This is a genomic window from Streptosporangium sp. NPDC000095 (assembly GCF_042899335.1).
Classification (GTDB): domain Bacteria; phylum Actinomycetota; class Actinomycetes; order Streptosporangiales; family Streptosporangiaceae; genus Streptosporangium.
Genome location: NZ_JBIAZS010000023.1, coordinates 96782 through 118095, shown reverse-complemented (window position 1 = coordinate 118095; position 21314 = coordinate 96782). Strand labels below are relative to the sequence as shown.

Here is a 21314-nt window from a genome sequence, read left to right as displayed (position 1 = left end):
GAGTAGGTCACCGCCGGACAATTTTTCATGAAAGGGCTCTCACCGTTTGGTGGGGGCCCTTTCGTGCTTTCCAGGGCCTTTTTCAAGCGATGCCCAGCGGGGTCCCGAGGGCGGCCCAGCGGCGCTCAAGCGGTGTTCCGAACCTCCAGACGTCGAAGGCCGGGACTCTCGAGTCTCCACGTTCCAGGCCGGCAGGGGCAGGGAGGAGCTCTCGGGCCTCCGTGAACCATGGAGAAGCCGTTTTCGCTTCACGGGCGTCATGTTCCCAACGTTCCACGGCGCTCACGAGGTGATGGTCACCGGGCCGGCCTGGGCGCGGCGAAACCCTCGACGCACGTCCCTAGACGTGGAGCTCGCCGGAAAGAACGGTCACCGCGTTTCCCGCGAGTTCGACCCGGTCTCCTCGTACGGTCGTGCGGACCACACCTCCACGCTGTGACAACTGGGCCCCCACCAGACTGTCGGAACCGAGCTTGGCCGACCAGTACGGCGCGAGGGCGCAGTGGGCGGACCCCGTCACCGGGTCCTCGGGAACTCCGGCCGTGGGAGCGAAGAACCGGGACACGTAGTCGGCACCCGGCCGCGAGGCCCGAGCCGTCACGATGACTCCACGCGCGTCGACGGCCTCCAGGGCCCGGAAGTCGGGGGCGGTGGCGAGCACGGCCTCCTCGGACTCGACCTCGACGAGGTAATCCCAAACATTTTTTCCTGTCCAAACAGGTTTAAGCCCCAGCGCATCGATCAGTCCCTCTGGAGGAGGTGTCGCTTGGAGTACCTTTGCCGGGAAATCCATGTGGATTAAACCGGATTTATCCCTGGTCACGGACAGGATTCCGCTCTTCGTTGAGAATTCGAGGGTTTCTGGGACCGTTCCCGTGGAATACAGCACATGCGCCACGGCCAGGGTCGCATGCCCACACAGGGCGACCTCGGTCACCGGCGTGAACCACCGGAGCCGGTACGGTCCGCCGTCCTCGGCTCCAAGCAGGAAGGCTGTCTCGGAGTGTCTCATCTCCGCCGCTACGGACTGCATCCAGGCGTCAGGAACCGGATCGCTGAGTATGCAGACCCCCGCGGGGTTACCCTTGAAAAATTCATCGGTAAACGAATCGACCGTGTAGATGAGCATGACGCGATGCTAGCGGCGCTGGAGATATCGGTTGAAGTTGGGCCAGGGGATCGGGCAAAGTCGGAGATCAGACCAGTGCGGTAGTCGTACAAAATGGAAATAAGCACTGGGCGTGTCGCGTGGCGAACTTCATGTCGTCGGTTACCGTCCAAGGTGTAGGGACAGGCCGGACACGGCGTGGTCCTGGCGAAAGGACGAGCCGATGGGGGCAGTGCGCAAGGTGGCGAGCTACCTTGGCCTGAGCGGGGCCGAGCACTATGACGAGTCCTACGACTACGGGGACGAGATCGAGGGCGAAGAGGAAGACTGGCAGTCTGCCTCGGAGCGCGCGGCCAAACGCTGGCGTGCGATGAACGAGCCCTCGCGGATCGTGATGCTGACACCGATGAAGTACAACGACGCACCGGTCATCGGGCAGCACTTCCGCGAAGGTCAGACCGTCATCATGGACGTGAGCGGGATGAGCACCGCCGAGGCCACCCGCATGGTCGACTTCGTCGCCGGGCTGGCATACGGCTGCGAGGGGCGCATCGAGCGGATCGCGGAGAAGGTCTTCCTGCTGGCTCCCGCCGAGGTGGAGATCACCAACGGCTGACATCGAGGCTGCCGCCCGCATATCGCGGGCGGTCAGCCCGCTCGGGGCCCCCTGCGGAGCAGGCGGATGAGTTCGGCCAGGTCCGAGGTCGCCGTCTTGATCCGGCCCTCCGACTCGTGGGCGTACTCATGCAGTGCCCACACCGCGCCCTGGGCGAGTTCTCTGAGCTCGGAGAGCCGCGTGACGACGTATTCCGCGTCGGCTCGCTCACGCTGCCGCCTACGCCACAGCCTGTAGGCGCCTCCGGCGGCCGGCAGGAGTGCGAGCGGTGCGAGAGGGAGGACGGGGAGGACGAGCGCGACCACCAGGATCACCGGGGCGAGGGCGAGCAGCGCGTAGGCGGCCCAGGGGCGGCCGCGAGTCGGAGCGCCCTCGGTGGTGATCCGCTCCTCGGCGGCACCCAGCGACTCGGGATCCGGGCCCTCGGGCCTGAGCGTCACACGTTGGCCGAGGATCGGTATGGTGACCGACTCGGGGGCCTCGGCGCGGGTGGCCTCGGCGAGGCTCTCACCCGCCGCCCGCACGATGGGCGCGGCCACGTGCAGCGCGATCGCGGCCAGATAAGGGTGCGAGCCGGGGCGCAGGTCGCCGAGCAGATGGTCGGTGAGCGACTTCATCGGCCGTTCGGGGCCGCCCGCACCGGCCAGCCGACGGAGCACGGTCAGCGGCTCGTCCTGGCTCCACACGACGGCCGCCTCGCCCGAACGGTCCGTCTGCGCGGCGGTGATGAACGCGAGATCACCCAGGTCACGGTTCGCTCCCCCCGCCCGGCCGGATGCCTCGTCGGCGGTGTCACCATCAGGCCGGGCCGCGGAGCCGCTCGTGGGACCGCTCACGGAACTCGTCTTCTCGGCGACGACGCCGCCATCGCCTCCCCTGCTTTCGCGGGCCGAGGTGATCTCGGTGCAGCGGTCGAGCAGGTGGGTGAGCCGGGCGGCGGCGTGTACGGGGTCGGCCAGCTCGGGAAGCCTGGCGAGCTCCTCGAAATCGGCCAGAGCCGGTGACACGGCCGCGGAGGGCTCGTCGGGGATGAGCGCGCGCAGCCACCGGTCGGGCTCGGAAACAGGGGAGGCGGTCATCGCGTCGAGCTTGCGGAGCACGAAGATCTTGCCCGCCGGGCCGTACGCCCCCCGGGCGGCGGCGAGCCAGAGCGCCCGCTGGCCGTGGGTCACCGGGCGCTCCAGGGAGAGTTCCCCGAAGGCGGTGCCGAGCCATGAGGCGTGGATGCGGTCGCCCTGGCCGGCTACGGCGAGTGCGAGGCAGAGGAAAAGGGCGGTCCGCTGCTCGTCGCGTTGCGCGGCGCGGGCGAGGGGTTCGAGCGACTCCTCGCCACGCGTGATCAGCACGAGCGCTTCGACGGCCGGGGCGAGCCAGTGATCGGAGGCGGCGTCGAAGTCCACCGGCATCCCGATGGGCACGATGCCGGTGGCCAGATCGGTGAGGAGCGAGTCGATGCTTGAACCCGTTCTCAACCCGGTGCCGGGGGTCGCGGTGTCCGTGTTCGGATCCGCGGCCAGGTCGGTGCCGGCGTTCGCGGTGTCCGTGCTCAGGTCCGCGGTGAGGTCGCTGCCGGGGTTCGCGGTGCCCGTGCGCAGGTTCGCGGTCAGGTCCGTGCTCAAGGCAGAGAGCTCCTCGAAGTTGTGACCGATGACCGCGCCAGCGTATTGCGCTTCGGACATCCCCGCAGGGAGGCGCGCCGAACATGACTTTGCCAGATGATCGCCTTCACTTTCTCAATAAAGACGATCATCTGGTGGACAGGTTACATGCGCTCGGGCACCGGGACGCCAAGAAGGCTCAGGCCGGTCTCCAAGACCTTCAGGGTCAGCGCGCACAGGGCGAGCCGTGAGGTGCGGACGGCGGGCTCGACGTCGTCCTTCAGCACCGGGCAGTTCTCGAAGAACGTGGTGAAGGCGCTCGCGGTGTCGAAGAGGTAGGAGGCCATCTTGTGCGGTGCCGAGTTCTCCGCCATCTCCTCGACGACCGAGCCGAACCCGAGGAGCTGCAGCGCCAGGGCGCGCTCGGCAGGGTGGCCGAGCACGATGGGGCCGGTCGTCTCGGCAGGGTCCACCCCACCCTTGCGGAAGATCGAGCGGATGCGGGCCTGGGCGTACTGCAGGTAGGGGCCGGTGTTGCCGGTGAGGGCGAGCATCCGGTCGAAGTCGAAGACGTACTCGCTGTCGTGGCTGACCGACAGGTCGGCGTACTTGACCGCGCCCATGCCGACGTCGTGCGCGATCCTCGTGCGCTCGGCGTCGGTGTAGTCGCTGTCCCTGAGCACCTCGGCGGCCCTGGTCTCGGCCTCGTCGAGCAGCTCCATGAGCTTGATGGACTTACCGCTCCTGGTCTTGAACATCTTGCCGTCGGAGCCCAGCACGCTGCCGATCTGGATGTGCTCGGCCCTGACGTGGTCGGGCAACCAGCCCGCCATCCTGGCCGAGTCGAACACCAGCGACATGTGCAGCGACTGGGTCGCGCCGATCACGTAGAGGATGCGGTCGGCCTTGAGGTCCTGGACCCGGTAGCGGATCGTGGCCATGTCGGTGGTGCCGTAGCCGTACCCGCCGTCGCTCTTGCGGATCATCAGGGGCAGCGGCTGGCCCTCGCGGCCGGTGTAGCCGGGCGGGAAGACGCAGAGCGCGCCGTCGCTGAGGACGGCGACGCCGCGCTCCTGCAACTCGTCGCAGACCTGGGCGAGCACGTGCTTGTACATGCTCTCGCCGGCGATGTCGTCGTCGGTCAGCGTCACCCCGAGCTGGACGTAGACCTTGTTGAAGTAACGCAGCGTGGCGTTCATGAAGATGCGCCACAGGCGCATCGTCTCCGGCTCCTCGGCCTGCAGGGTGATGACCCGCGCGCGGGCGCGCGCGTTGAACTCGGGGTCGGTGTCGAACTTCAGGCGGGCCGCCTGGTAGTAGGCGTTGCCCTCTCCGGCCTCCAGCTGGGCGACGGCGGCCTCCTCGCCGATGTCGAGGAGGTGCTCGATGAGCATGCCGAACGGCGTGCCCCAGTCGCCGAGGTGGTTCTGCCGGATGACCTTGTTGCCCAGGTGCTCGTGGACCCGGGCGAGCGCGTCACCCACGATCGTCGTGCGCAGGTGGCCGACGTGCATCTCCTTGGCCGCGTTGGGCGCGGAGTAGTCGATCACGATGGTCTGCGGAGAGCCGGACAGACCCACTCCGACGCGAGGGTCGGCGAGGATCTCCGAGGCCCGCGCCGCGATCCATTCGTCGGAGAGGGTGAGGTTGAGGAAGCCGGGGCCGCTCACCTCGACGCTGCCGGGGAACGGGTCGTCCTGGGCGTCTCCCGCCCGGCCGGTGAGGTGCTCGGCGATCTCCTGGGCGACCTCCCGCGGGGCCCTTCGCAGTCGCTTGCTCAGGCTCATCGCCACGTTCGCCTGGTAGTCGGCGAACTGCGAGGGGCGGATCAGCGGGTCTGCTTCGGAGTATTCCGCACCGAAGGCGGCGGCCAGCGCCTGCTGGACGCGCTCGGTCAGTGCGAGCTGCGGGTCGGTCATGTCCCAAGGGTATCGGCTGGCCGGTCCTGAACCGATTGGATATCACCCTGGATCGGCGCGCTTCGACGGGATCGCGTGATCATGAAGACGCCCGTCAGCACGGCCCCGGCGGCGACGCCGAGTCCGGCCGCGGTGAGACCGGCGGCGGGGCTCGCGACGGTGAGCGCGAAGAACTCGCGGACGAACGGGATGGCGAGGGCGAGGGCGAACATTCCGGCCATGGAGGCGACGAGCGCGACCCGCCACCACACGTACGGGCGGGCGACCAGGGCCAGCACCCACCAGGCGGCCACGAACAGCGTGATCACCGCCGAGGTGCGGCTCTCCTCCAGGGTGGCGGACCCGCTCTGGGCGATCCAGTACGACAGGTAGACGGCGGTGGCGCAGACGATCCCGGCGGGGACCGCCAGGCGCAGGACACGGGGTACGAAGCCGCTTCTGGCGCGCTCGTTGCTCGGTGCGAGCGCGAGGAAGAAGGCGGGGATGCCGATCGTCAGCGCGTTGATGAGCGTGGAGTGCCGGGGAGCGAACGGGAACGCGAGCCCGATGACCCCGGTGAGCAGGGAGAGCACGATCGCGTAGAAGGTCTTGGTCAGGAAGAGCCCGGAGACCCGCTCGATGTTGGCCAGCACCCGGCGGCCCTCGCCCACCACGGAGGGGAGACCGGCGAAGCCGTCGTCCATCAGCACGATCTGGGCGACCGCCCGGGTGGCGCCGCTGCCGGAGCCCATCGCCACGCCGAGGTCGGCGTCCTTGAGCGCGAGCACGTCGTTCACGCCGTCGCCGGTCATCGCGACCGTGTGCCCGCGCGACTGGAGCGCGCCGACGAACAGCCGCTTCTGGTGCGGGCTGACCCTGCCGAAGACGGTGTGGGTCTCCATGATCTCGGCGAGCTTCTCGGGGTCGTCGTCCGGCAGGGTGCGGGCGTCCACCGCGCGCTCCCCACCGGGAATGCCCAGAGAGGTGACGATCGCCGACACCGACTCGGGGTTGTCGCCGGAGATGACCTTGAGGGTGACGCGCTGCTCGGCGAAGTAGGCGAGGGTCTCGGCCGCGTCGGGGCGGATCCGCTGCTTGAGCACGACGACGGCCGCGGCCTCGACGGCGCCGAGGTCGTCGGGGTCGCGCAGCGAGGCGACCCGGCACAGGGCGAGCACCCGCAGGCCGGTGGCGGCGAGCGCCCCCGCCTCCTCGTACGCCGGGCTGCCGGGCGGCAGGAGGACGTCGGGAGCGCCCAGGACCCAGCCGCCGTGGCCGTCGAACTCGGCTCCGCTCCACTTGCGGGCCGAGGAGAAGGGGACCTTGGTGAGGGCGGTCCAGCCGGGGGAGTCGGGGTATCGGGTCTGGACGGCGAGGGCGGTGGGGTTGGGGTGAGGATCGATGTTGGCCAGCGCGGCGAGTGCCTCGTGCACGGGCAGGTCGTCGCGGAGCGGGCGGATCTCGTCGAGTTCCATCCCGCCCGAGGTGAGGGTGCCGGTCTTGTCGAGGCAGAGCGTGTCGACCCGGGCCAGGATCTCGATCGCGGGCAGTTCCTGGACCAGGCAGCGGCGCCTGCCCAGCCGGATCACGCCGACGGCGAAGGCGATGCTGGTCATCAGGACCAGGCCCTCGGGGATCATGGTGACGATACCCGCGACCGTGCCGGTGACGGCCTCTCCGACACTCGTCTGCCTGCTCACCTGGCTCCAGGTGAGCAGGGCGCCGATCGGGATGACCAGCCAGGTGACGTACTTGATGAATCGCGTCACGCCTTCGCGCAGCTCCGAGTGGGACAGGCTGAACGCGCTGGCCTCCTCGGCGAGTCTGGCCGCGTAGGCGTCGCGGCCGACTCTGGTCGCGACGTAGGCGCCTCTCCCGGCGACCACGAAACTGCCGGAGAGGACCTCGTCGCCGGGGTCATCGGGGTCACCGGGACGCTTGTGCACCGGGTCGGCCTCGCCGGTCAGCAGTGACTCGTCGACCTCCAGCCCGTCGGCGTCCACCACCTCGCCGTCGACGAGCACCTGGTCGCCGGGGCGGAGCAGGACGAGGTCGCCGAGTACGACCCGCTGGGGCGGGATGTCGGTGTCGACGCCGTCCCTGCGGACCTTGACCGGGGACTCGTTGACGATGGCGAGCCGGTCGAGGGTGCGCTTGGCGCGGAGCTCCTGGATGATGCCGATGCCCGCGTTGGCCACGATCACCAGTCCGAAGAGGCCGTCCTGCCACTCTCCGAAGATCATGATCAGCACCCAGAGTGCCCCGATCACCCCGTTGAAAAGGGTGAGGACGTTGGATCTGAGGATCGCCGAGACGGACCTGCTCGACCGGCGCCTGACGTCGTTGGCCTGCCCCGCGGCCACCCGCTCGGCGACCTCGGCCGAGGTCAGTCCCCGCTCCGCCACCTGCTCCACGCAGTCCCCCCGCCCGATCGACTGGGACTCAGGGTACGCGGGGCCGGAAAATTCGGTGGAAGGTGTGTGCAGATACATCGGAAATATCACCCCAGGTAGGCGGCTCGTACGCGGGTGTCATCGGAGCCGGTGTCTCGCTGGGGATTCGGTGCGGATGTCGGTGTGGCGGATGGGACCGGCGTGGGTGTCGCCGGAGAGGCTGCGGTTGCCGGGTGCGGGTGTCGCCGGAGACGGTGTCATGCCTGGGTGTCGCCGGAGACGGTGCCGTGGGTGGGTGTCACCGGAGACGGCACCACGCGCGGGTGTCCCCAGAGGCGGTGCGGGCGGGAGGCCGAGGCGAGGCGCTCACCGATGCGGTTGACCACGCCCTCCCGGGCCAGCGTGGCCGCGAGCACGCAGGCCGCGCTCACTCCCTTCGCCTGCGAGGCGCCGTGCGCGATGACCACGGTGCCGTTCAGGCCGAGAAGCACGGCCCCGCCGTGGACCTCGGGGTCGAGCCGCCGGTAGAGCTCCCTGATGCGCCTCCTCTGCAACAGGCCGCCCACCCTGGCCGTCCGGCTCTCGTTGATCGTCTCGCGGAGCTCCGAGAAGGCGTAGCGGACGCTGCCCTCCATGGTCTTGAGCGCCACGTTGCCGGTGAAGCCGTCGGTGACGATGACGTTCACGGTGCCGGTGAGCAGGTCGTGCCCCTCGATGTTGCCCGCGAAGTCGAGGCCGGGGGCCGCCGACAGCAGTTCGTGGGCTCGCTTGACGAGCTTGTTGCCCTTCTCCGGCTCGCTGCCGATGGTGAGCAGGCCGACCCTGGGGCTCTCGATGCCCAGGGCGGTTTCCGCGTAGGCGGCGCCGAGGTGGGCGAACTGCACCAGCATCTCCGGCTTGACCTCGGCGTTCGCCCCGGCGTCCAGCAGGACGGTCGGGGTGGGCCTGGTCGGCAGGGCGACGGCGATGGCGGGTCTGAGCACCCCCGGCTGGCCGCGTAGCCGGAGCTTTCCCGTCGCCACGATCCCGGCGGTGGAGCCCGCGGAGACCACGGCGCAGGCGTCGCCTCGCCGTACGAGGTGGCAGGCGACGGCGATGCTGGAGCGCGGGCGGCGCAGGCTGGCGAGGGCGCCCTCGTCCATGGCGAGGGCCTCCTCGGCCCGGACGATCGGGATCTCGGTGGTCGCGTCGTGCTGGGAGAGCGCCTCGGCGAGGGGGCGGGGAGCGCCGACGAGCACGATGGAGATCCCGTGCTCTCGTACCGCCCGCACGGCTCCCGCCACGATCTCGTCGGGGGCGTTGTCGCCGCCCATCGCGTCCAGGGCGATGGGCATGACGCCGGGAGCAAGGGTCTCAGGCAAGCGGTCACCTCGTGCGGGATGGTTTGTCCGCATCGTAGGCGTGCCCAGGACCTGGTCGGTCCGTCGGGTCGATCAGGGAGTGCCGGGGAGATTCCAGTCGCTTCTCTCCCGCGAGACGATGATCTTTCCGAAGGCGGCCCGGCCGACGACCCTGATGACCGGTCCGTCTCCGTCGCCCGTGCCACCGGAGACGGCGCGTTTGGCGAACAGGGCGTCGACCTCGTCGATGACGTGGGCGTTGCGGGGGACCCTGACGATCAGCTTGCCGCAGTAGGAGTTGACCTCAAGGGTGATCTCCCTGCCGGGGAGAACCGCCTCGGACAGGTCGACGATCAGCGCGCCGAAGGTGGCGCTCAGCGCGGTGTGCCGCCCGGCGATCCAGCGTCCGCCGCGCACGACCTTGCTGAAGACGGCGGAGACCTCCTGCCGCTCGACGGTGGCCACGCGGGTGGGAGCGGCGGCGTCGGGCAGGTCGCGGGTGAGGGGGGCGAGGTCGTCCATCGTGACGGCGGCGTAGGTGGCTTCCAGGCGGTCGGCGTGCTCGACGCTGGTCAGGCGGCCGGCGGCGAATGCCTCGCTCAGCACCGCGGCCGCATGGTCGCGGTCGGCGTCCGAGGTGCGCAGAACGGGGTCGTAGGACGTCATGACTGCGAGTGTACGGCTATTCAAGATATATCGCGATATCCATCGTGGACAGAAGAAATTGCCGAGATATGGAACCGACCGTAGGTCGGTTTACGTCGTGTATGTAACGTGCCCGTGACGCGCGAAAGGCTGGCAGGGTTTACCGCGACAGCGACAAAAATCTCGGCAAAGGACTGGTGATCTTGAACGAAGGTGCCAAGCGTGGGTTCCGTGCCTACACCGTGAAACATCTCGACGACCTGCTGCGCAGAGGCGGTCTGGGCGACGCCGAGCGGCTCCGGATCAGAGCGGTGGCCACGGTGCTGCCCTTCCGGACCAACGCCTACGTGGTGGATCAGCTCATCGACTGGTCCGCCATCCCCGAGGATCCCATCTATCGGCTGGTCTTCCCCCAGGAGGACATGCTGCCCGAGGCGGATGTCACCACGCTGGCGGGTCTCCTGGAGGCCGGGGCGGGGAACGCGGAGATCCAGGCGGCCGCGAACAGGGTGAGGGCGGGGCTCAACCCGCACCCCGCCGGACAGCTCGACCTCAACGTCCCGCGCGTCGCCGGGGAGGCGGTGCCCGGCATGCAGCACAAATACCCTGAGACGGTGCTCTTCTTCCCCAAGCAGGGGCAGACGTGCCACGCCTACTGCACCTACTGCTTCCGGTGGGCCCAGTTCATCGGGGAGCCCGACCTGAAGTTCGCCTCCGACGACGTCGACGCCCTCCTCCGCTATCTCAAGGACCACCCCGAGGTGACCAGCGTGCTGTTCACCGGCGGGGATCCCATGATCATGGGTGAGCCGGTGCTCCGCCGCTATCTGGAGCCGTTACTCGACGTCGAGCAGCTCGAATCCATCCGGATCGGGACCAAGTCACTGGCCTACTGGCCGCAGCGGTTCGTCTCCGACCCCGACAGCGACGACACGCTCCGCCTGTTCGCCTCCGTGGTCGAGGCGGGCAAGAACCTCGCCTTCATGGCGCACTTCTCGCACCCCAGGGAGCTGGAACTCCCGATCGTCGAGGCCGCCGTCGCGAGGATCACCGCCACCGGCGCGGTGGTCAGGACGCAGGCGCCGCTGATCCGGTCGATCAATGACACTCCCGAAACCTGGGCGTCCATGTGGCGCAGGCAGCTCACCATGGGCATGATCCCGTACTACATGTTCGTCGAGCGCGACACCGGACCGCAGGACTACTTCGCGGTGCCGCTCGCGAGGGCTTACGAGATCTTCAGGGACGCCTACGCGAGCGTTTCCGGGCTGTGCCGCACCGTGCGGGGCCCGTCGATGTCCGCCACGCCGGGCAAGGTCTGCCTGGACGGCGTCGCCGAGGTCGCCGGGCAGAAGGTCTTCGTGCTCCACCTCATCCAGGCGCGCGATCCCGAGCTGGTCGGGCGCCCCTTCTTCGCGAGGTACGACCCGAACGCGGTGTGGCTCACCGACCTGCGCCCGGCCTTCGCCGACCGCTTCCCCTTCGAGCTCGCCACCGCCACCCCCCAGCGGCTCTCGGCCTGACCCGCTCTCCGCGGGCCTTCCTCTCGGCGAACCGCCGTCCACCTGCCTCCTGGTGGGTTCCGTGGTGGTCTCGCGGGGCTTGGTCGGCATCGGCGAAGGGGCATGAGTCGAAGGGCTGTGAGTCGAAGGCCCATGAGACGACGGGGAGCCGGATCGGTGGGCACCGACCCGGCCTCCCCGTCGCCTCAGCGTCCCGGGCCTCGCACGGAGGTGCGACGGGCGATCTCGGCCTGGAGTCTGGCCATCTGCCAGTGCAGCTCGATGAGCTGCTCGGTCAGCTGGAGACGCGGAATCTCTGACGGGTCCTCGACGGACAGGTGGTCGATCGCGGTGGACAGCTCTCGCATCGCGCGCCCCCACTCCATGACGGCTTCCTTGGATCGAAACAACGTTCGAATCATACCGGAACACCGAACACGCTGTCAGTTCATTGCCCCTCGTGTCCCGCCCGGGAGCGCGCCGTATCGCTAGTTCTGGTACTCGGGCGTCACGTATCCGCGGGCCAGGGTGTGGGCGGTGATGTTGAAACCGACCACGGCGGGCGGGGCGTCGGCGCCGACACCGAGCTTCTCCACGTCGAGGGCGTGCACCGCGAAGATGTAGCGGTGCGGGTCGCCGGGCGGCGGTGCGGCGCCGCCGTAGGCGTTGTGGCTGTAGTCGTTGCGCCCGTGCACGCCCACGCCGCCGTCACCGGCACCCGCGCCGGCGGGCAGCTCGGTCACGTCGGCCGGGATGTCGAACAGCAGCCAGTGCCAGAACCCGCTGCCGGTGGGCGCGTCGGGGTCGAAGCACGTCACGGCGTAGCTGAGGGTGCCCTCGGGAGCGCCGGACCAGCGCAGGTGGGGAGAGACGTTCTGGCCGGTGGAGCCCCAGTCGTTGAACACGTGGGTCTCCGCCATGCGCTCGCCGTCGCGGACGTCGTCGCTCTCGACGGTCAGCGCGGGGACCTGGGGCAGGAAGTCATATGGAATCGGTGGCCGCGTGGACACGATTCACCTCCGATGGAAGCGTCTTGTCGGTCGCTTCTCATCCTGCCCTGCCCGCGGACCGCGTAGCGATCAACGCCCCTGTGATCGAAGACCGCCTGATCGGAGAGCTGTGGTCAAGGCGTGCGTGATCGCCGATCGGACCGGTGGCATCGAAGGCCGCCGATCGAGCTCGTGGCTCGGATTCGCCCGATCAGCCGCGTGATCGGTCTCCTGTCGCGGGTGTGATCAGACCTTGTTGTAGGCGGCGAGGACCGTCTTCGGGTCGCCGTCCATCTTGATCTTGCCCTTGTGCAGCCAGAGGACCCGGTTGCAGGTCTCCTCGATCACGTCGAGGTTGTGGGCGACGAGGAAGACGGTGCCGGCCTCGTCGCGCATCTTCTTGATGCGGTCCTGGCTCTTGCGCCGGAACTCGCGGTCACCGGTGGCGAGGGCCTCGTCGATGAGCAGCACGTCGTGGGACTTCGCCGAGGCGATGGCGAAGCGGAGCCTGGCGCCCATGCCCGAGGAGTAGGTCGACATGGGGAACTGCACGAACTCCCCGATGCCGGAGAAGTCGACGATGTCGTCATACTTCTCCTTGACCTGCTTGGGGTTCATGCCCATCGCGTAGCAGCCGAGCACGATGTTGCGCTCGCCGGTGAGCTCGCGCATCAGCGCGGCGTTGACGCCGAGCAGGGAGGGCTGGCCGTCGGTGTAGACGGCGCCGGAGTGCGGGGGCAGGAGCCCGGCGATGGCGCGCAGCAACGTGGACTTGCCGGAGCCGTTACGGCCGACGATGCCGATGGCGTCGCCGTGGCGGGCCACGAAGGAGACGCCGCGCACGGCGTGCACCTCCTTCATCTGCGGCCGTCCCTGGCGCTTGACGAGGCGCATGAGGGCGTTGACGGCGTTGCCCTTCTCCGCGTCGCTCGCCGCGCCGTACACCCGGTAGATGATGTGCAGGTCGTCCACGATGACCGTGGGGGCGCCCTCGGGTGCAGGGGTGGGGGCGGGTTCCGGGTTGGGGTGCACCCTGACGTCCGTGCTCGGCACGGCGGGCTCCTCGGCCTTCACTCGGGACAGCTCCTCGGTCAACTCAGCCACGGCCGTACTTCTCCTCGGCTCGCCAGAAGTACCAGAAGCCGCCGAGCAGAGCGAACACCGCCCAGAATACGCAGACCGCCCAGATGTAGGGGCGGGCCGGGTGGGTTTGCATGAGCAGGTCCCGCATGAGCTCGATGTACGCGGCGGCGGGGTTGAAGTACATGATGTCGGCGACCCACTGGGGGAGGCCGGCGCCGTTGGGGCCCACGACCCTGTCCTCGATGGAGAAGAAGACCCCGGAGGCGTAGAGCCAGGTCCGCATGATGAAGGGGAGCAGCTGGTTCAGGTCGCGGGAGGTGGAGCCGACCCTGGCGAGCACCAGGCTCGCGCCGACGTTGAACATGGTCTGCAGCGCCAGGGCGACCGGGATGAGCAGCCACAGCAGGGTGATCTCCTCACCGGTGATCAGCACCAGCCCGAACAGCACGCCCATGGAGATGAGCAGCTGCTGGAACTCCTGGATCGTGTAGGCGAGCGGGAGCGAGGCGCGCGGGAAGTGCAGCGCGCGGATCAGCGACAGGTTGCCGGAGATCGCCTTGGCGCCGCTGCTCACCGAGCGCTGGGTGTAGGTGAAGACGAACATCCCGGTGATGAGGAAGGCCGGGTAGTTCACGATGCCCTTGTTCGCGCCCAGGATCACGCCGAACATCAGGAAGTAGATGGCGGCGTTCATCAGCGGGGTGAGGACCTGCCACAGCTGGCCCAGGGCCGAGTTGCTGTACTTCGAGACGTTGCGCGACGTGGCGTACGTCGTGATGAAGTGGCGTCGTTCCCACAGTTGACGCAGGTATACGGGCAGACTCGGGCGTGCGATGGCACGCCGAAGACCGTGGCGCGCGGCGAGCTTGGCCAGCGGCTCCTGCCCCTGGGCGGAGGTGCCGTTACTCGGGCCGCCCGCCTGGGCGTCCGCGATCGCGGATTCCGGCTGGCTCATGGCAAGGACTCTATTGGATGCGAGTGGATGAAGTGCCTGCGGCGGGGGTTCGCCGCACACATTGGACGGGATCTCCGGGCAACAGGTTCCAGGGCAATTGTGCGGTTCTTCCGCGGGACACCAGGCCCTTCGCGGTCAGGTCAGCGCAGGCCCAGGTCAGGGTCATGGGAGGGCAACGGATGCGATCAGTGTCGGCGCGGGGGTATTTTGGCGTGACCGTTCACGTCCTACGTGTGCCTGGATGTCGTTTTCATGGACATCCGAGGTCTCGGTCTCGTTGAGTTGACGGACATATGACAGTGAGTCAGTCAATGCGTAACCGAACTGCAACATCACAGATATAAGTCGGTGTGGAGCGGTAGAGGATAGTCGCGAGCGATCGGTGTGGCGTCAGCACCCGGACAGCGGCAGCGGGAAGCAGGGACCACAAGATCCTCCTTCGCGGTGCTCGGGGTCACGGAGTTCAGTGTCGACGCAAGCCTGCAAAGGGAGGATTTACCGCAATGCGTGTTACCAAGAGTGCCCGGGTCACCGCCGGCGCCGCGTTGCTCGCCCTCGCGCTGACCGCGTGTGGTGGTTCGACGTCCCCGGACGGTGGGGCGGCAGGGGCCGACCAGCCCGTGCGGATGGAGCTCGGTGAGCCGCAGAAGCTCTTCTATCCCGGTGACACCACCGAGTCCGAAGGCTCCGAGGTCCTCGCCGCCATCTTCGCCCCGCTGGTCGGCTACGACGAGAACAAGCAGGTCGTGGACGAGGTCGCCGAGTCGATCGAGTCGCCGGACAACACGGTGTGGACGATCAAGCTCAAGCCGGGCTACACCTGGCACAACGGCGAGAAGCTGATCGCGCAGAACTACGTCGACGCGTGGAACTACGCTGCCAACCAGGACAACGTCCAGGGCGCCAACGGCTTCTTCAGCCGGATCGACGGCTGGGCCGACCTGAACCCCGGTGAGGGCCAGACCGTCTCCACCAAGGAGATGAAGGGCCTCAAGGTCGTCGACGAGAGCACCTTCACCGTCACTCTCAGCAAGCCGTTCTCGCAGTTCAAGACGATGCTGGGCTACACGGCGTTCTACCCGCTGCCCAAGGCGGCCTTCGGCCCCGACGGTAAGATCACCGAGGAGTACGCCAGGAAGCCGATCGGCCAGGGCTACTTCCAGATCGACAAGCCCTACAACAAGGGCACCGACCAGACGATCGACCTCACCCGGTACGACGCCTTCGCCGGGACGAAGCCGAAGTTCGCCAAGCTTCAGTTCAAGCTCTACACGAGCCCGGAGACCGCGTTCAACGACCTGGCCGCGGGCAACCTCGACATCCACGACTCGCTGCCCCCGTCGGCGATCGCGAGGGCGAAGTCCGAGCTCGGCGAGCGCTACATGGACGAGGCGGACGCCGGCGTCGGCTACATCGGCTTCCCGATGCAGTACAACAAGACGTACGCGAACGTGAAGGTCCGCGAGGCCATCTCCATGGCCATCGACCGCAAGACCATCGCGGAGAAGGTCTTCTCCGGCACGCGCGCCCCGGCCGACGACTTCATCAACCCCCTCCTCGACGGCTACCGCGCCGGCGCCTGCGCGGCCTGCGGCTACGACCCCGACAAGGCCAAGGCGCAGTACGCGGAGAACAACGGTCCCAAGACGCTGGAGCTGGGCTACAACACCGACGGCCCGCACAAGGAGTGGATCGAGGCCGTCGCGAACAGCCTCCGCGCCAACCTGGGCATCGAGGTGACGGTGAAGCCCTTCGAGAAGTTCGCCTCGATCCTCGACGAGCTCGACAAGAAGACCTACGGCGGCATGTTCCGGATGGGCTGGGCGATCGACTACCCGTCGGCGGAGAACTACCTGACCCCGATCTTCTCCACCGTCGCGATCAAGACCGGCTCCAACTACGCCGGCTGGTCGAACAAGGAGTTCGACGAGCTCCTGTCCAAGGGTGACACCGCCCCGACGCAGGAGGAGGGCCTGAAGTTCTACCAGCAGGCCGACGACATCCTGATCAAGGAACTTCCCTACATTCCGGTGTACTTCTACCGGACCAACGCCGCGTTCTCCCAGCATGTCAAGGGCGTCAAGATCAACCTTCTCAACCAGATCGAGTGGGCCGAGGTCGAGAAGACCGGCTGACGAACGGCTGAGGGGCCGGGCGGGAGCCCGGCCCCACCGGCCGCCCGGAACGATCTCGCGGCACCGCGCGACCCGCCGGTCCGCGAGATCGTCCCGGGCACCTACGGGAGACACGAATGGGCCGTTACATCCTCAGGCGCCTGATCCAGTCGATACCGGTGCTGCTGGGCGCCACCCTGCTCATCTACGCCATCGTCTTCGCGCTGCCCGGCGACCCCATCGCGGCGCTGGCCGGCGAGAAGCGCATAGACCCCAACATCGTCGCCATCCTGCGCGAGCAGTATCACCTGAACGATCCGTTCCTGGTGCAGTACTGGTACTACATCACCGGCCTGTTCGGCGGTGACTTCGGCACCACCTTCGCCGGTGTCGGAGTCGGCGAGATCATGGCCGGCAAGTTCCAGGTGACCATCAACCTGGCGGCGACCGCCCTGGTGATGGAGGCCGTCATCGGCGTGGGGCTCGGCCTGTACGCGGCGCTGCGCCAGGGCAGGGCCGGCGACTCGATGATCCTCGCCTCCACCCTGGTGCTGATCTCCATCCCCACCCTCGTCACCGGCTTCGTGCTCCAGCTGCTGCTGGGGGTGAAGCTCAAGCAGGCGGGGATCGACCTCTTCCCCGTCGCGGGCGTGACGGAGGGCTGGCGCAGCTACCTGCTGCCCGGCTTCGTGCTCGCGGGGACGTCGATCGCCTACCTCACCCGGCTCGCGAGGAACAGCCTGGTGGAGATCCTGCGCGCCGACTACATCCGCACCGCGGTCGCGAAGGGCCTGCCCCGGAAGCGGATCGTCGGGCGGCACGCGCTGCGCAACGCGCTGATCCCGCTCGTCACCTACCTGGGCGCCGATCTCGGCGTGCTGATGGGCGGCGCGGTGATCACTGAGACGATCTTCAACCTGCCGGGGATCGGCCAGCAGCTGTTCAGCTCCGTATATCTGCGCGAGCAGCCCGTGGTCGTCGGCATCGTGACCGTCCTGGTGCTGATCTACATCCTGGCCAACCTGGTCGTCGACCTGCTCTACGCCGTGCTCGACCCGAGGATCCGCTATGAGTGACACCCTTGTCCCGGCCGGAGGGAAGACCGGGGGCCCCAAGCACGGCAAACCGCGCAGGGGCGCCAGAGGCGCGAAGGCGCCCAAGGCCGCGAGCCTGTGGGGCGACGCCTGGTACGACCTGCGCCGCCGCCCGCTCTTCATCGGAGCGTCCATCCTCATCGCCGTCCTGGTCGTGATGGCGGCGTTCCCCTCGCTGTTCACCTCGGTGAACCCGTTCGACGCCAGGAGCTGCCAACTTGGCGACGCCCGGCTGGGCATGAGCGAGGCCCACTGGTTCGGCACGGACAACCTGGGCTGCGACATCTACGCCCGCACCGTCTACGGCGCCCGCAACTCGATCGTGGTCGGCCTGGCCACCACGATCGTCACCGCGCTGGTGGGCGGCCTGCTCGGCCTGTTCGCCGGGTTCACCGGCGGCGCGCTGGACACCCTGCTCTCGCGGATCACCGAGATCTTCTTCGCGATCCCGTCGATCCTGGGCGCCCTGCTCATCCTGGCGGTGTTCCGCACGGGCAACGTGTGGACCGTCATGCTCGCGCTCGCCGTGCTGACCTGGCCGATGACGTACCGGATCATGAGGGCGGCGGTGATCACCGCCAAGAGCCAGGACTACGTGCTCGCGGCGAGGGCGCTCGGCGCCTCCGCGTCGCGGATCATGTTCCGGCACATCCTGCCGAACGCGATCGCCTCGGTGATCGTGGTCGCCACGATCAACCTGGGCTACTTCATCGCCGCCGAAGCAGGTCTGTCCTTCCTCGGCGTGGGCCTGCGCTCGCCGGACATCTCGTGGGGACTCATGATCTCCGACGCGAGGGAGCGCTTCCTGGAGGCTCCGTGGGCGCTGCTCTTCCCGGCGCTGTTCCTGAGCCTGACGGTGCTCGCCTTCATCATGCTGGGCGACGCGGTCCGCGACGCCCTCGACCCGAAGCTGCGGTGAGGGGGAGCCGTGAAGAAGACCTCGACACAGGTGGTGCCCTCCAGAGAGACGCCGGGCGGCGAGCCGCTGCTCGTCGTCGACGACCTGCACGTGGAGTTCACGACCAGGCAGGGCGTGGTCAAGGCGGTCAACGGGGTCGGCTACTCGCTGAACCCCGGGGAGACGCTCGCCGTGCTCGGCGAGTCCGGCTCGGGCAAGTCGGTGACCGCGCAGGCCATCATGGGCATCCTCGACTCCCCACCGGCCCGCGTCACCCGGGGCGAGATCCGCTTCCGGGGCACGAACCTGCTCGGCCTGTCGGAGGAGGCCCGCGCCCAGGTGCGCGGCCGTCGGATCGCGATGATCTTCCAGGACGCGCTCTCCGCGCTGAACCCGGTGTTCACCGTCGGCGACCAGATCGGGGAGATGTTCCGGGTGCACCGGGGCGCCTCCAGGCGCGACGCCACCAAGAAGGCGATCGAGCTGATGGACCGGGTCCGCATCCCCGCAGCCAGGCAGCGGGTGCACGACTACCCGCACCAGTTCTCCGGGGGGATGCGCCAGCGCATCATGATCGCGATGTCGATCGCGCTCGACCCCGAGGTGCTGATCGCCGACGAGCCGACCACCGCCCTCGACGTGACGGTGCAGGCTCAGATCATGGAACTCCTCGGCGAGCTGCGGCGCGAGAGCGACATGGGCCTGATTCTGATCACCCACGACCTCGGCGTGGTGGCCGACGTCGCCGACAAGATCGCGGTCATGTACGGCGGGCGGATCGTGGAGAACGCCCTCGTGCACGACATCTACCGCAGGCCCGCCCACCCGTACGCCAAGGGCCTGCTCGACTCGATCCCCCGGGTCGACCAGAAGGGCCAGGAGCTGTACGCCATCAAGGGCATGCCGCCGAACCTGCTCGACATGCCCACGGGCTGCGCCTTCCACCCCCGGTGCCCGTACCGTCAGGACGACTGCGTCGTCGACGCGCCCCCGCTGTACGAGATCGGCCCGACGCGCGCCAGCGCGTGTCACTACTGGAGGGAGGTCCTCGATGGCAGCCACGGGTGAGCCGATCCTTGAGGTTCGCGACCTGGTCAAGCACTTCCCGCTCACCCAGGGCATCGTCCTGCGCAGGCAGGTCGGCGCGATCAGGGCCGTCGACGGGGTCTCCTTCGACCTGCGCCGGGGGGAGACGCTCGGCATCGTGGGCGAGTCGGGGTGCGGCAAGTCCACGCTGGCCAAGCTCCTGATGGCGCTGGAGCGGCCGACCTCGGGCTCGGTGAGGATCAACGGCCGGGAGATCGCCGACGCGAGGGGCGGCGAGCTCAAGCGGGCCCGCCGCAACATCCAGATGGTGATGCAGGACCCGTACACCTCGCTGAACCCCCGGATGACCGTGGGCGACATCATCGGCGAGCCGTTCGAGATCCACGGTGAGGTCGCACCCAAGGGCGACCGGCGCCGCAGGGTCCAGGAGCTCCTTGAGGTGGTCGGCCTCAACCCCGACCACATCAACCGCTACCCGCACCAGTTCTCCGGCGGTCAGCGTCAGCGCATCGGGATCGCCCGCGGGCTCGCGCTCCAGCCGGAGATCATCGTCTGCGACGAGCCGGTCTCCGCGCTCGACGTGTCGATCCAGGCGCAGGTCGTGAACCTGCTGGAGCGGCTGCAGGACGAGTTCGGCCTCGCGTACGTCTTCATCGCCCACGACCTGTCGGTGGTCCGGCACATCTCCGACCGGGTGGGGGTGATGTACCTGGGCAAGATGGTGGAGATCGGGAAGGACACCGAGATCTACGACCGGCCCGCGCACCCCTACACCCAGGCGCTGCTGTCGGCCGTTCCCGTGCCCGACCCCGAGGGACGCGAGCGCCGTGAGCGGATCATCCTCCAGGGCGACCCGCCGTCTCCCGCCAGTCCGCCGTCGGGGTGCCGGTTCCGTACGCGCTGCTGGAAGGCCCAGGAGATCTGTGCCGTCGAGGAGCCGCCGCTGCGGGTCAGGCCGGGCATCGCGCACGCGAGTGCGTGCCACTTCGCCGAGACCCACGACGTGATCCACGCCTAGGAGGGCGTCGCGGAGACCGGAGGCCCCGGGAGGACGGCGAAGGACCGGCGGAGCGGTCTCGCGGGCGGGGTGGGGAACGGTGCGATCCCCGCGTGGAGTCGCGGAGGGCTGTAGGGCCGTAGGGCCTGGCTTCGCGAGCGGGCCGGGAACGGTGCGATCTCCGCGTGGAGTCGCGAGAGCGGGGTTTCGCGAGCGGGCCGGGAACGGCGAGGGGCCGAAGCGGGGATTTCGCGAGCGGACCCCGGGAACGACGACAGGGCGCGACCCCCACATGGAATTGTGGAGGCCACGCCCTGCCCGCTTTACCGTAGAACGTCTTTACCGCGAGACGTCTTTACCGCAGGACATCCGCTGCAGGGACGTCCGTCCTGCTAGAGGATGTCGACGCCGACGCCGCCGATGCCGACAAGGCCGCCGATGCCGACGCCGTGGCCGACACCGCTGCCGCTGCTGATGATGTTGCCGCCGCCGCCGATGGTGTTGCCGCCACGGCCGATGAGGCCACCGCCGAGGATGCCGCCCCCGCCGAAGCCGCCGCCGTACACGCCGCCCCCGTAGACGCCGCCGCCGTAGAAGCCGCCGCCGTACACGCCGCCCCCGTAGACGCCCCCGCCGTAGCAGCCGGCGCCGTACACGCCGCCGCCGTAGAGGCCGCCCCCGTAGATGCCGCCCCCGTACACGCCGCCGCCGCAGCCGGTGGTCACGGCCGTGGGGATGACGGTGGTGCCGTAGGTGACGGTGCTCGTCGGGATGAAGGCGGGAGCCGCGCTGACGACGCCGACGCCGACGCCGCAGCAGTCGGCGGCCTTCTTGGCGGCCTTGGCCTGGGCGGCGGCCTTGACGACCGAGGCGGCGGTGACCTTGGTCGCGGAGCTGGTGGAGGACGTGGACGCGGAGGCGGCCACGGCCGGCGCGAGGACGGCGACGCCGACGCACGCGGAGGTGATGAGAAGACGACGAATCATTGTGGTTCCCCCTGGAAGGAAATCGTCGCGGCAGTGTATGAGGCCTTTTGA

At 68.6% G+C, this 21314-nt stretch carries 18 protein-coding genes; 7 read left to right on the top strand and 11 right to left on the bottom strand.

Annotation, left to right across the window (positions count from 1 at the left end; all coding sequences use genetic code 11):
• Nucleotides 1-340: 340 nt before the first annotated feature.
• Complete coding sequence (locus ACFY3V_RS36085) at nucleotides 341-1129, bottom strand: PhzF family phenazine biosynthesis protein (RefSeq protein WP_389779705.1); 789 nt, start codon at nucleotides 1127-1129, stop codon at nucleotides 341-343.
• Nucleotides 1130-1331: 202 nt separating this feature from the next.
• Here ACFY3V_RS36085 and ACFY3V_RS36080 point away from each other — a divergent pair, with 202 nt between their 5' ends.
• Entirely contained in the window at nucleotides 1332-1724 is a 393-nt protein-coding gene (locus ACFY3V_RS36080; RefSeq protein WP_350950261.1) for a cell division protein SepF, read from the top strand.
• A gap of 32 nt (nucleotides 1725-1756) precedes the next feature.
• Here ACFY3V_RS36080 and ACFY3V_RS36075 read toward each other — a convergent pair whose 3' ends face one another.
• The 5 genes from ACFY3V_RS36075 to ACFY3V_RS36055 all read right to left on the bottom strand — a co-directional run bounded on the left by ACFY3V_RS36075 (nucleotide 1757) and on the right by ACFY3V_RS36055 (nucleotide 9619).
• Nucleotides 1757-3343 (bottom strand): hypothetical protein, encoded by a 1587-nt coding sequence (locus ACFY3V_RS36075; RefSeq protein ID WP_389779703.1) that lies wholly within the window; start codon nucleotides 3341-3343, stop codon nucleotides 1757-1759.
• A gap of 143 nt (nucleotides 3344-3486) precedes the next feature.
• The gene (argS, locus tag ACFY3V_RS36070; RefSeq protein WP_389779701.1) at nucleotides 3487-5241 is read right to left on the bottom strand and encodes an arginine--tRNA ligase; all 1755 of its coding nucleotides are present in this window, start codon (nucleotides 5239-5241) and stop codon (nucleotides 3487-3489) included.
• Nucleotides 5238-7634, bottom strand: coding sequence for an HAD-IC family P-type ATPase (locus tag ACFY3V_RS36065; RefSeq protein ID WP_389779699.1), 2397 nt, complete (start codon nucleotides 7632-7634; stop codon nucleotides 5238-5240). The genes argS and ACFY3V_RS36065 overlap by 4 nt, the downstream gene beginning before the upstream one ends.
• 236 nt (nucleotides 7635-7870) lie before the next feature.
• On the bottom strand, nucleotides 7871-8947 hold the full coding sequence (gene plsX / locus ACFY3V_RS36060) for a phosphate acyltransferase PlsX (protein WP_362905478.1): 1077 nt from the start codon (nucleotides 8945-8947) through the stop codon (nucleotides 7871-7873).
• Between the two features lie 99 nt (nucleotides 8948-9046).
• Nucleotides 9047-9619, bottom strand: coding sequence for a DUF1707 domain-containing protein (locus tag ACFY3V_RS36055; protein ID WP_389779697.1), 573 nt, complete (start codon nucleotides 9617-9619; stop codon nucleotides 9047-9049).
• 176 nt (nucleotides 9620-9795) lie between these two features.
• Between ACFY3V_RS36055 and ACFY3V_RS36050 the strand changes: the two genes are divergently transcribed.
• Nucleotides 9796-11121 carry a KamA family radical SAM protein gene (locus ACFY3V_RS36050; RefSeq protein ID WP_389779695.1) on the top strand — a complete coding sequence of 442 codons (1326 nt, stop codon included), beginning with the start codon at nucleotides 9796-9798 and terminating at the stop codon, nucleotides 11119-11121.
• Nucleotides 11122-11306: 185 nt separating this feature from the next.
• On the opposite strand, the gene ACFY3V_RS36045 is transcribed toward ACFY3V_RS36050, so the two are convergent.
• From ACFY3V_RS36045 to ACFY3V_RS36030, 4 genes are all read right to left on the bottom strand, one after another.
• A complete protein-coding gene (locus ACFY3V_RS36045) occupies nucleotides 11307-11486 on the bottom strand; it encodes a hypothetical protein (protein WP_329086969.1) in 180 nt (59 codons plus the stop codon).
• Between the two features lie 102 nt (nucleotides 11487-11588).
• Nucleotides 11589-12110: a YbhB/YbcL family Raf kinase inhibitor-like protein gene (locus ACFY3V_RS36040; protein WP_350950267.1), complete on the bottom strand. Its 522-nt coding sequence runs from the start codon at nucleotides 12108-12110 to the stop codon at nucleotides 11589-11591.
• A 225-nt stretch (nucleotides 12111-12335) separates the two neighbouring features.
• Entirely contained in the window at nucleotides 12336-13142 is an 807-nt protein-coding gene (locus tag ACFY3V_RS36035; RefSeq protein WP_389779708.1) for an ABC transporter ATP-binding protein, read from the bottom strand.
• A 43-nt stretch (nucleotides 13143-13185) separates the two neighbouring features.
• Nucleotides 13186-14127 (bottom strand): ABC transporter permease, encoded by a 942-nt coding sequence (locus tag ACFY3V_RS36030; protein ID WP_362905459.1) that lies wholly within the window; start codon nucleotides 14125-14127, stop codon nucleotides 13186-13188.
• Nucleotides 14128-14630: 503 nt separating this feature from the next.
• On the opposite strand from ACFY3V_RS36030, the gene ACFY3V_RS36025 reads away from it, so the two are divergent.
• The 5 genes from ACFY3V_RS36025 (at nucleotide 14631) to ACFY3V_RS36005 (ending at nucleotide 20298) form a co-directional block, all read left to right on the top strand.
• Entirely contained in the window at nucleotides 14631-16262 is a 1632-nt protein-coding gene (locus tag ACFY3V_RS36025; protein ID WP_389779692.1) for an ABC transporter substrate-binding protein, read from the top strand.
• A 116-nt stretch (nucleotides 16263-16378) separates the two neighbouring features.
• Nucleotides 16379-17317, top strand: a complete 939-nt coding sequence (locus ACFY3V_RS36020; RefSeq protein WP_350950271.1) for an ABC transporter permease — start codon at nucleotides 16379-16381, stop codon at nucleotides 17315-17317.
• The gene (locus ACFY3V_RS36015) at nucleotides 17310-18254 is read left to right on the top strand and encodes an ABC transporter permease (protein WP_350950272.1); all 945 of its coding nucleotides are present in this window, start codon (nucleotides 17310-17312) and stop codon (nucleotides 18252-18254) included. The genes ACFY3V_RS36020 and ACFY3V_RS36015 overlap by 8 nt, the downstream gene beginning before the upstream one ends.
• A gap of 9 nt (nucleotides 18255-18263) precedes the next feature.
• The gene (locus tag ACFY3V_RS36010; RefSeq protein ID WP_350950273.1) at nucleotides 18264-19301 is read left to right on the top strand and encodes an ABC transporter ATP-binding protein; all 1038 of its coding nucleotides are present in this window, start codon (nucleotides 18264-18266) and stop codon (nucleotides 19299-19301) included.
• Nucleotides 19285-20298: an ABC transporter ATP-binding protein gene (locus ACFY3V_RS36005; protein WP_389779689.1), complete on the top strand. Its 1014-nt coding sequence runs from the start codon at nucleotides 19285-19287 to the stop codon at nucleotides 20296-20298. The genes ACFY3V_RS36010 and ACFY3V_RS36005 overlap by 17 nt, the downstream gene beginning before the upstream one ends.
• Nucleotides 20299-20669: 371 nt before the next feature.
• Here ACFY3V_RS36005 and ACFY3V_RS36000 read toward each other — a convergent pair whose 3' ends face one another.
• Nucleotides 20670-21263, bottom strand: a complete 594-nt coding sequence (locus ACFY3V_RS36000) for a hypothetical protein (RefSeq protein WP_350950275.1) — start codon at nucleotides 21261-21263, stop codon at nucleotides 20670-20672.
• Nucleotides 21264-21314 lie beyond the last annotated feature (51 nt).

Excerpts from the sequence above, each read along its gene's own strand:
- ACFY3V_RS36085 (WP_389779705.1), bottom strand. The coding sequence starts at position 1,129 with ATGCTCATCTACACGGTCGATTCGTTTACCGATGAATTTTTCAAGGGT.
- ACFY3V_RS36080 (WP_350950261.1), top strand. The coding sequence starts at position 1,332 with ATGGGGGCAGTGCGCAAGGTGGCGAGCTACCTTGGCCTGAGCGGGGCC.
- argS (WP_389779701.1), bottom strand. The coding sequence starts at position 5,241 with ATGACCGACCCGCAGCTCGCACTGACCGAGCGCGTCCAGCAGGCGCTG.
- plsX (WP_362905478.1), bottom strand. The coding sequence starts at position 8,947 with ATGCCCATCGCCCTGGACGCGATGGGCGGCGACAACGCCCCCGACGAG.
- ACFY3V_RS36055 (WP_389779697.1), bottom strand. The coding sequence starts at position 9,619 with ATGACGTCCTACGACCCCGTTCTGCGCACCTCGGACGCCGACCGCGAC.
- ACFY3V_RS36045 (WP_329086969.1), bottom strand. The coding sequence starts at position 11,486 with ATGGAGTGGGGGCGCGCGATGCGAGAGCTGTCCACCGCGATCGACCAC.
- ACFY3V_RS36030 (WP_362905459.1), bottom strand. The coding sequence starts at position 14,127 with ATGAGCCAGCCGGAATCCGCGATCGCGGACGCCCAGGCGGGCGGCCCG.
- ACFY3V_RS36025 (WP_389779692.1), top strand. The coding sequence starts at position 14,631 with ATGCGTGTTACCAAGAGTGCCCGGGTCACCGCCGGCGCCGCGTTGCTC.
- ACFY3V_RS36020 (WP_350950271.1), top strand. The coding sequence starts at position 16,379 with ATGGGCCGTTACATCCTCAGGCGCCTGATCCAGTCGATACCGGTGCTG.
- ACFY3V_RS36015 (WP_350950272.1), top strand. The coding sequence starts at position 17,310 with ATGAGTGACACCCTTGTCCCGGCCGGAGGGAAGACCGGGGGCCCCAAG.
- ACFY3V_RS36005 (WP_389779689.1), top strand. The coding sequence starts at position 19,285 with ATGGCAGCCACGGGTGAGCCGATCCTTGAGGTTCGCGACCTGGTCAAG.
- ACFY3V_RS36000 (WP_350950275.1), bottom strand. The coding sequence starts at position 21,263 with ATGATTCGTCGTCTTCTCATCACCTCCGCGTGCGTCGGCGTCGCCGTC.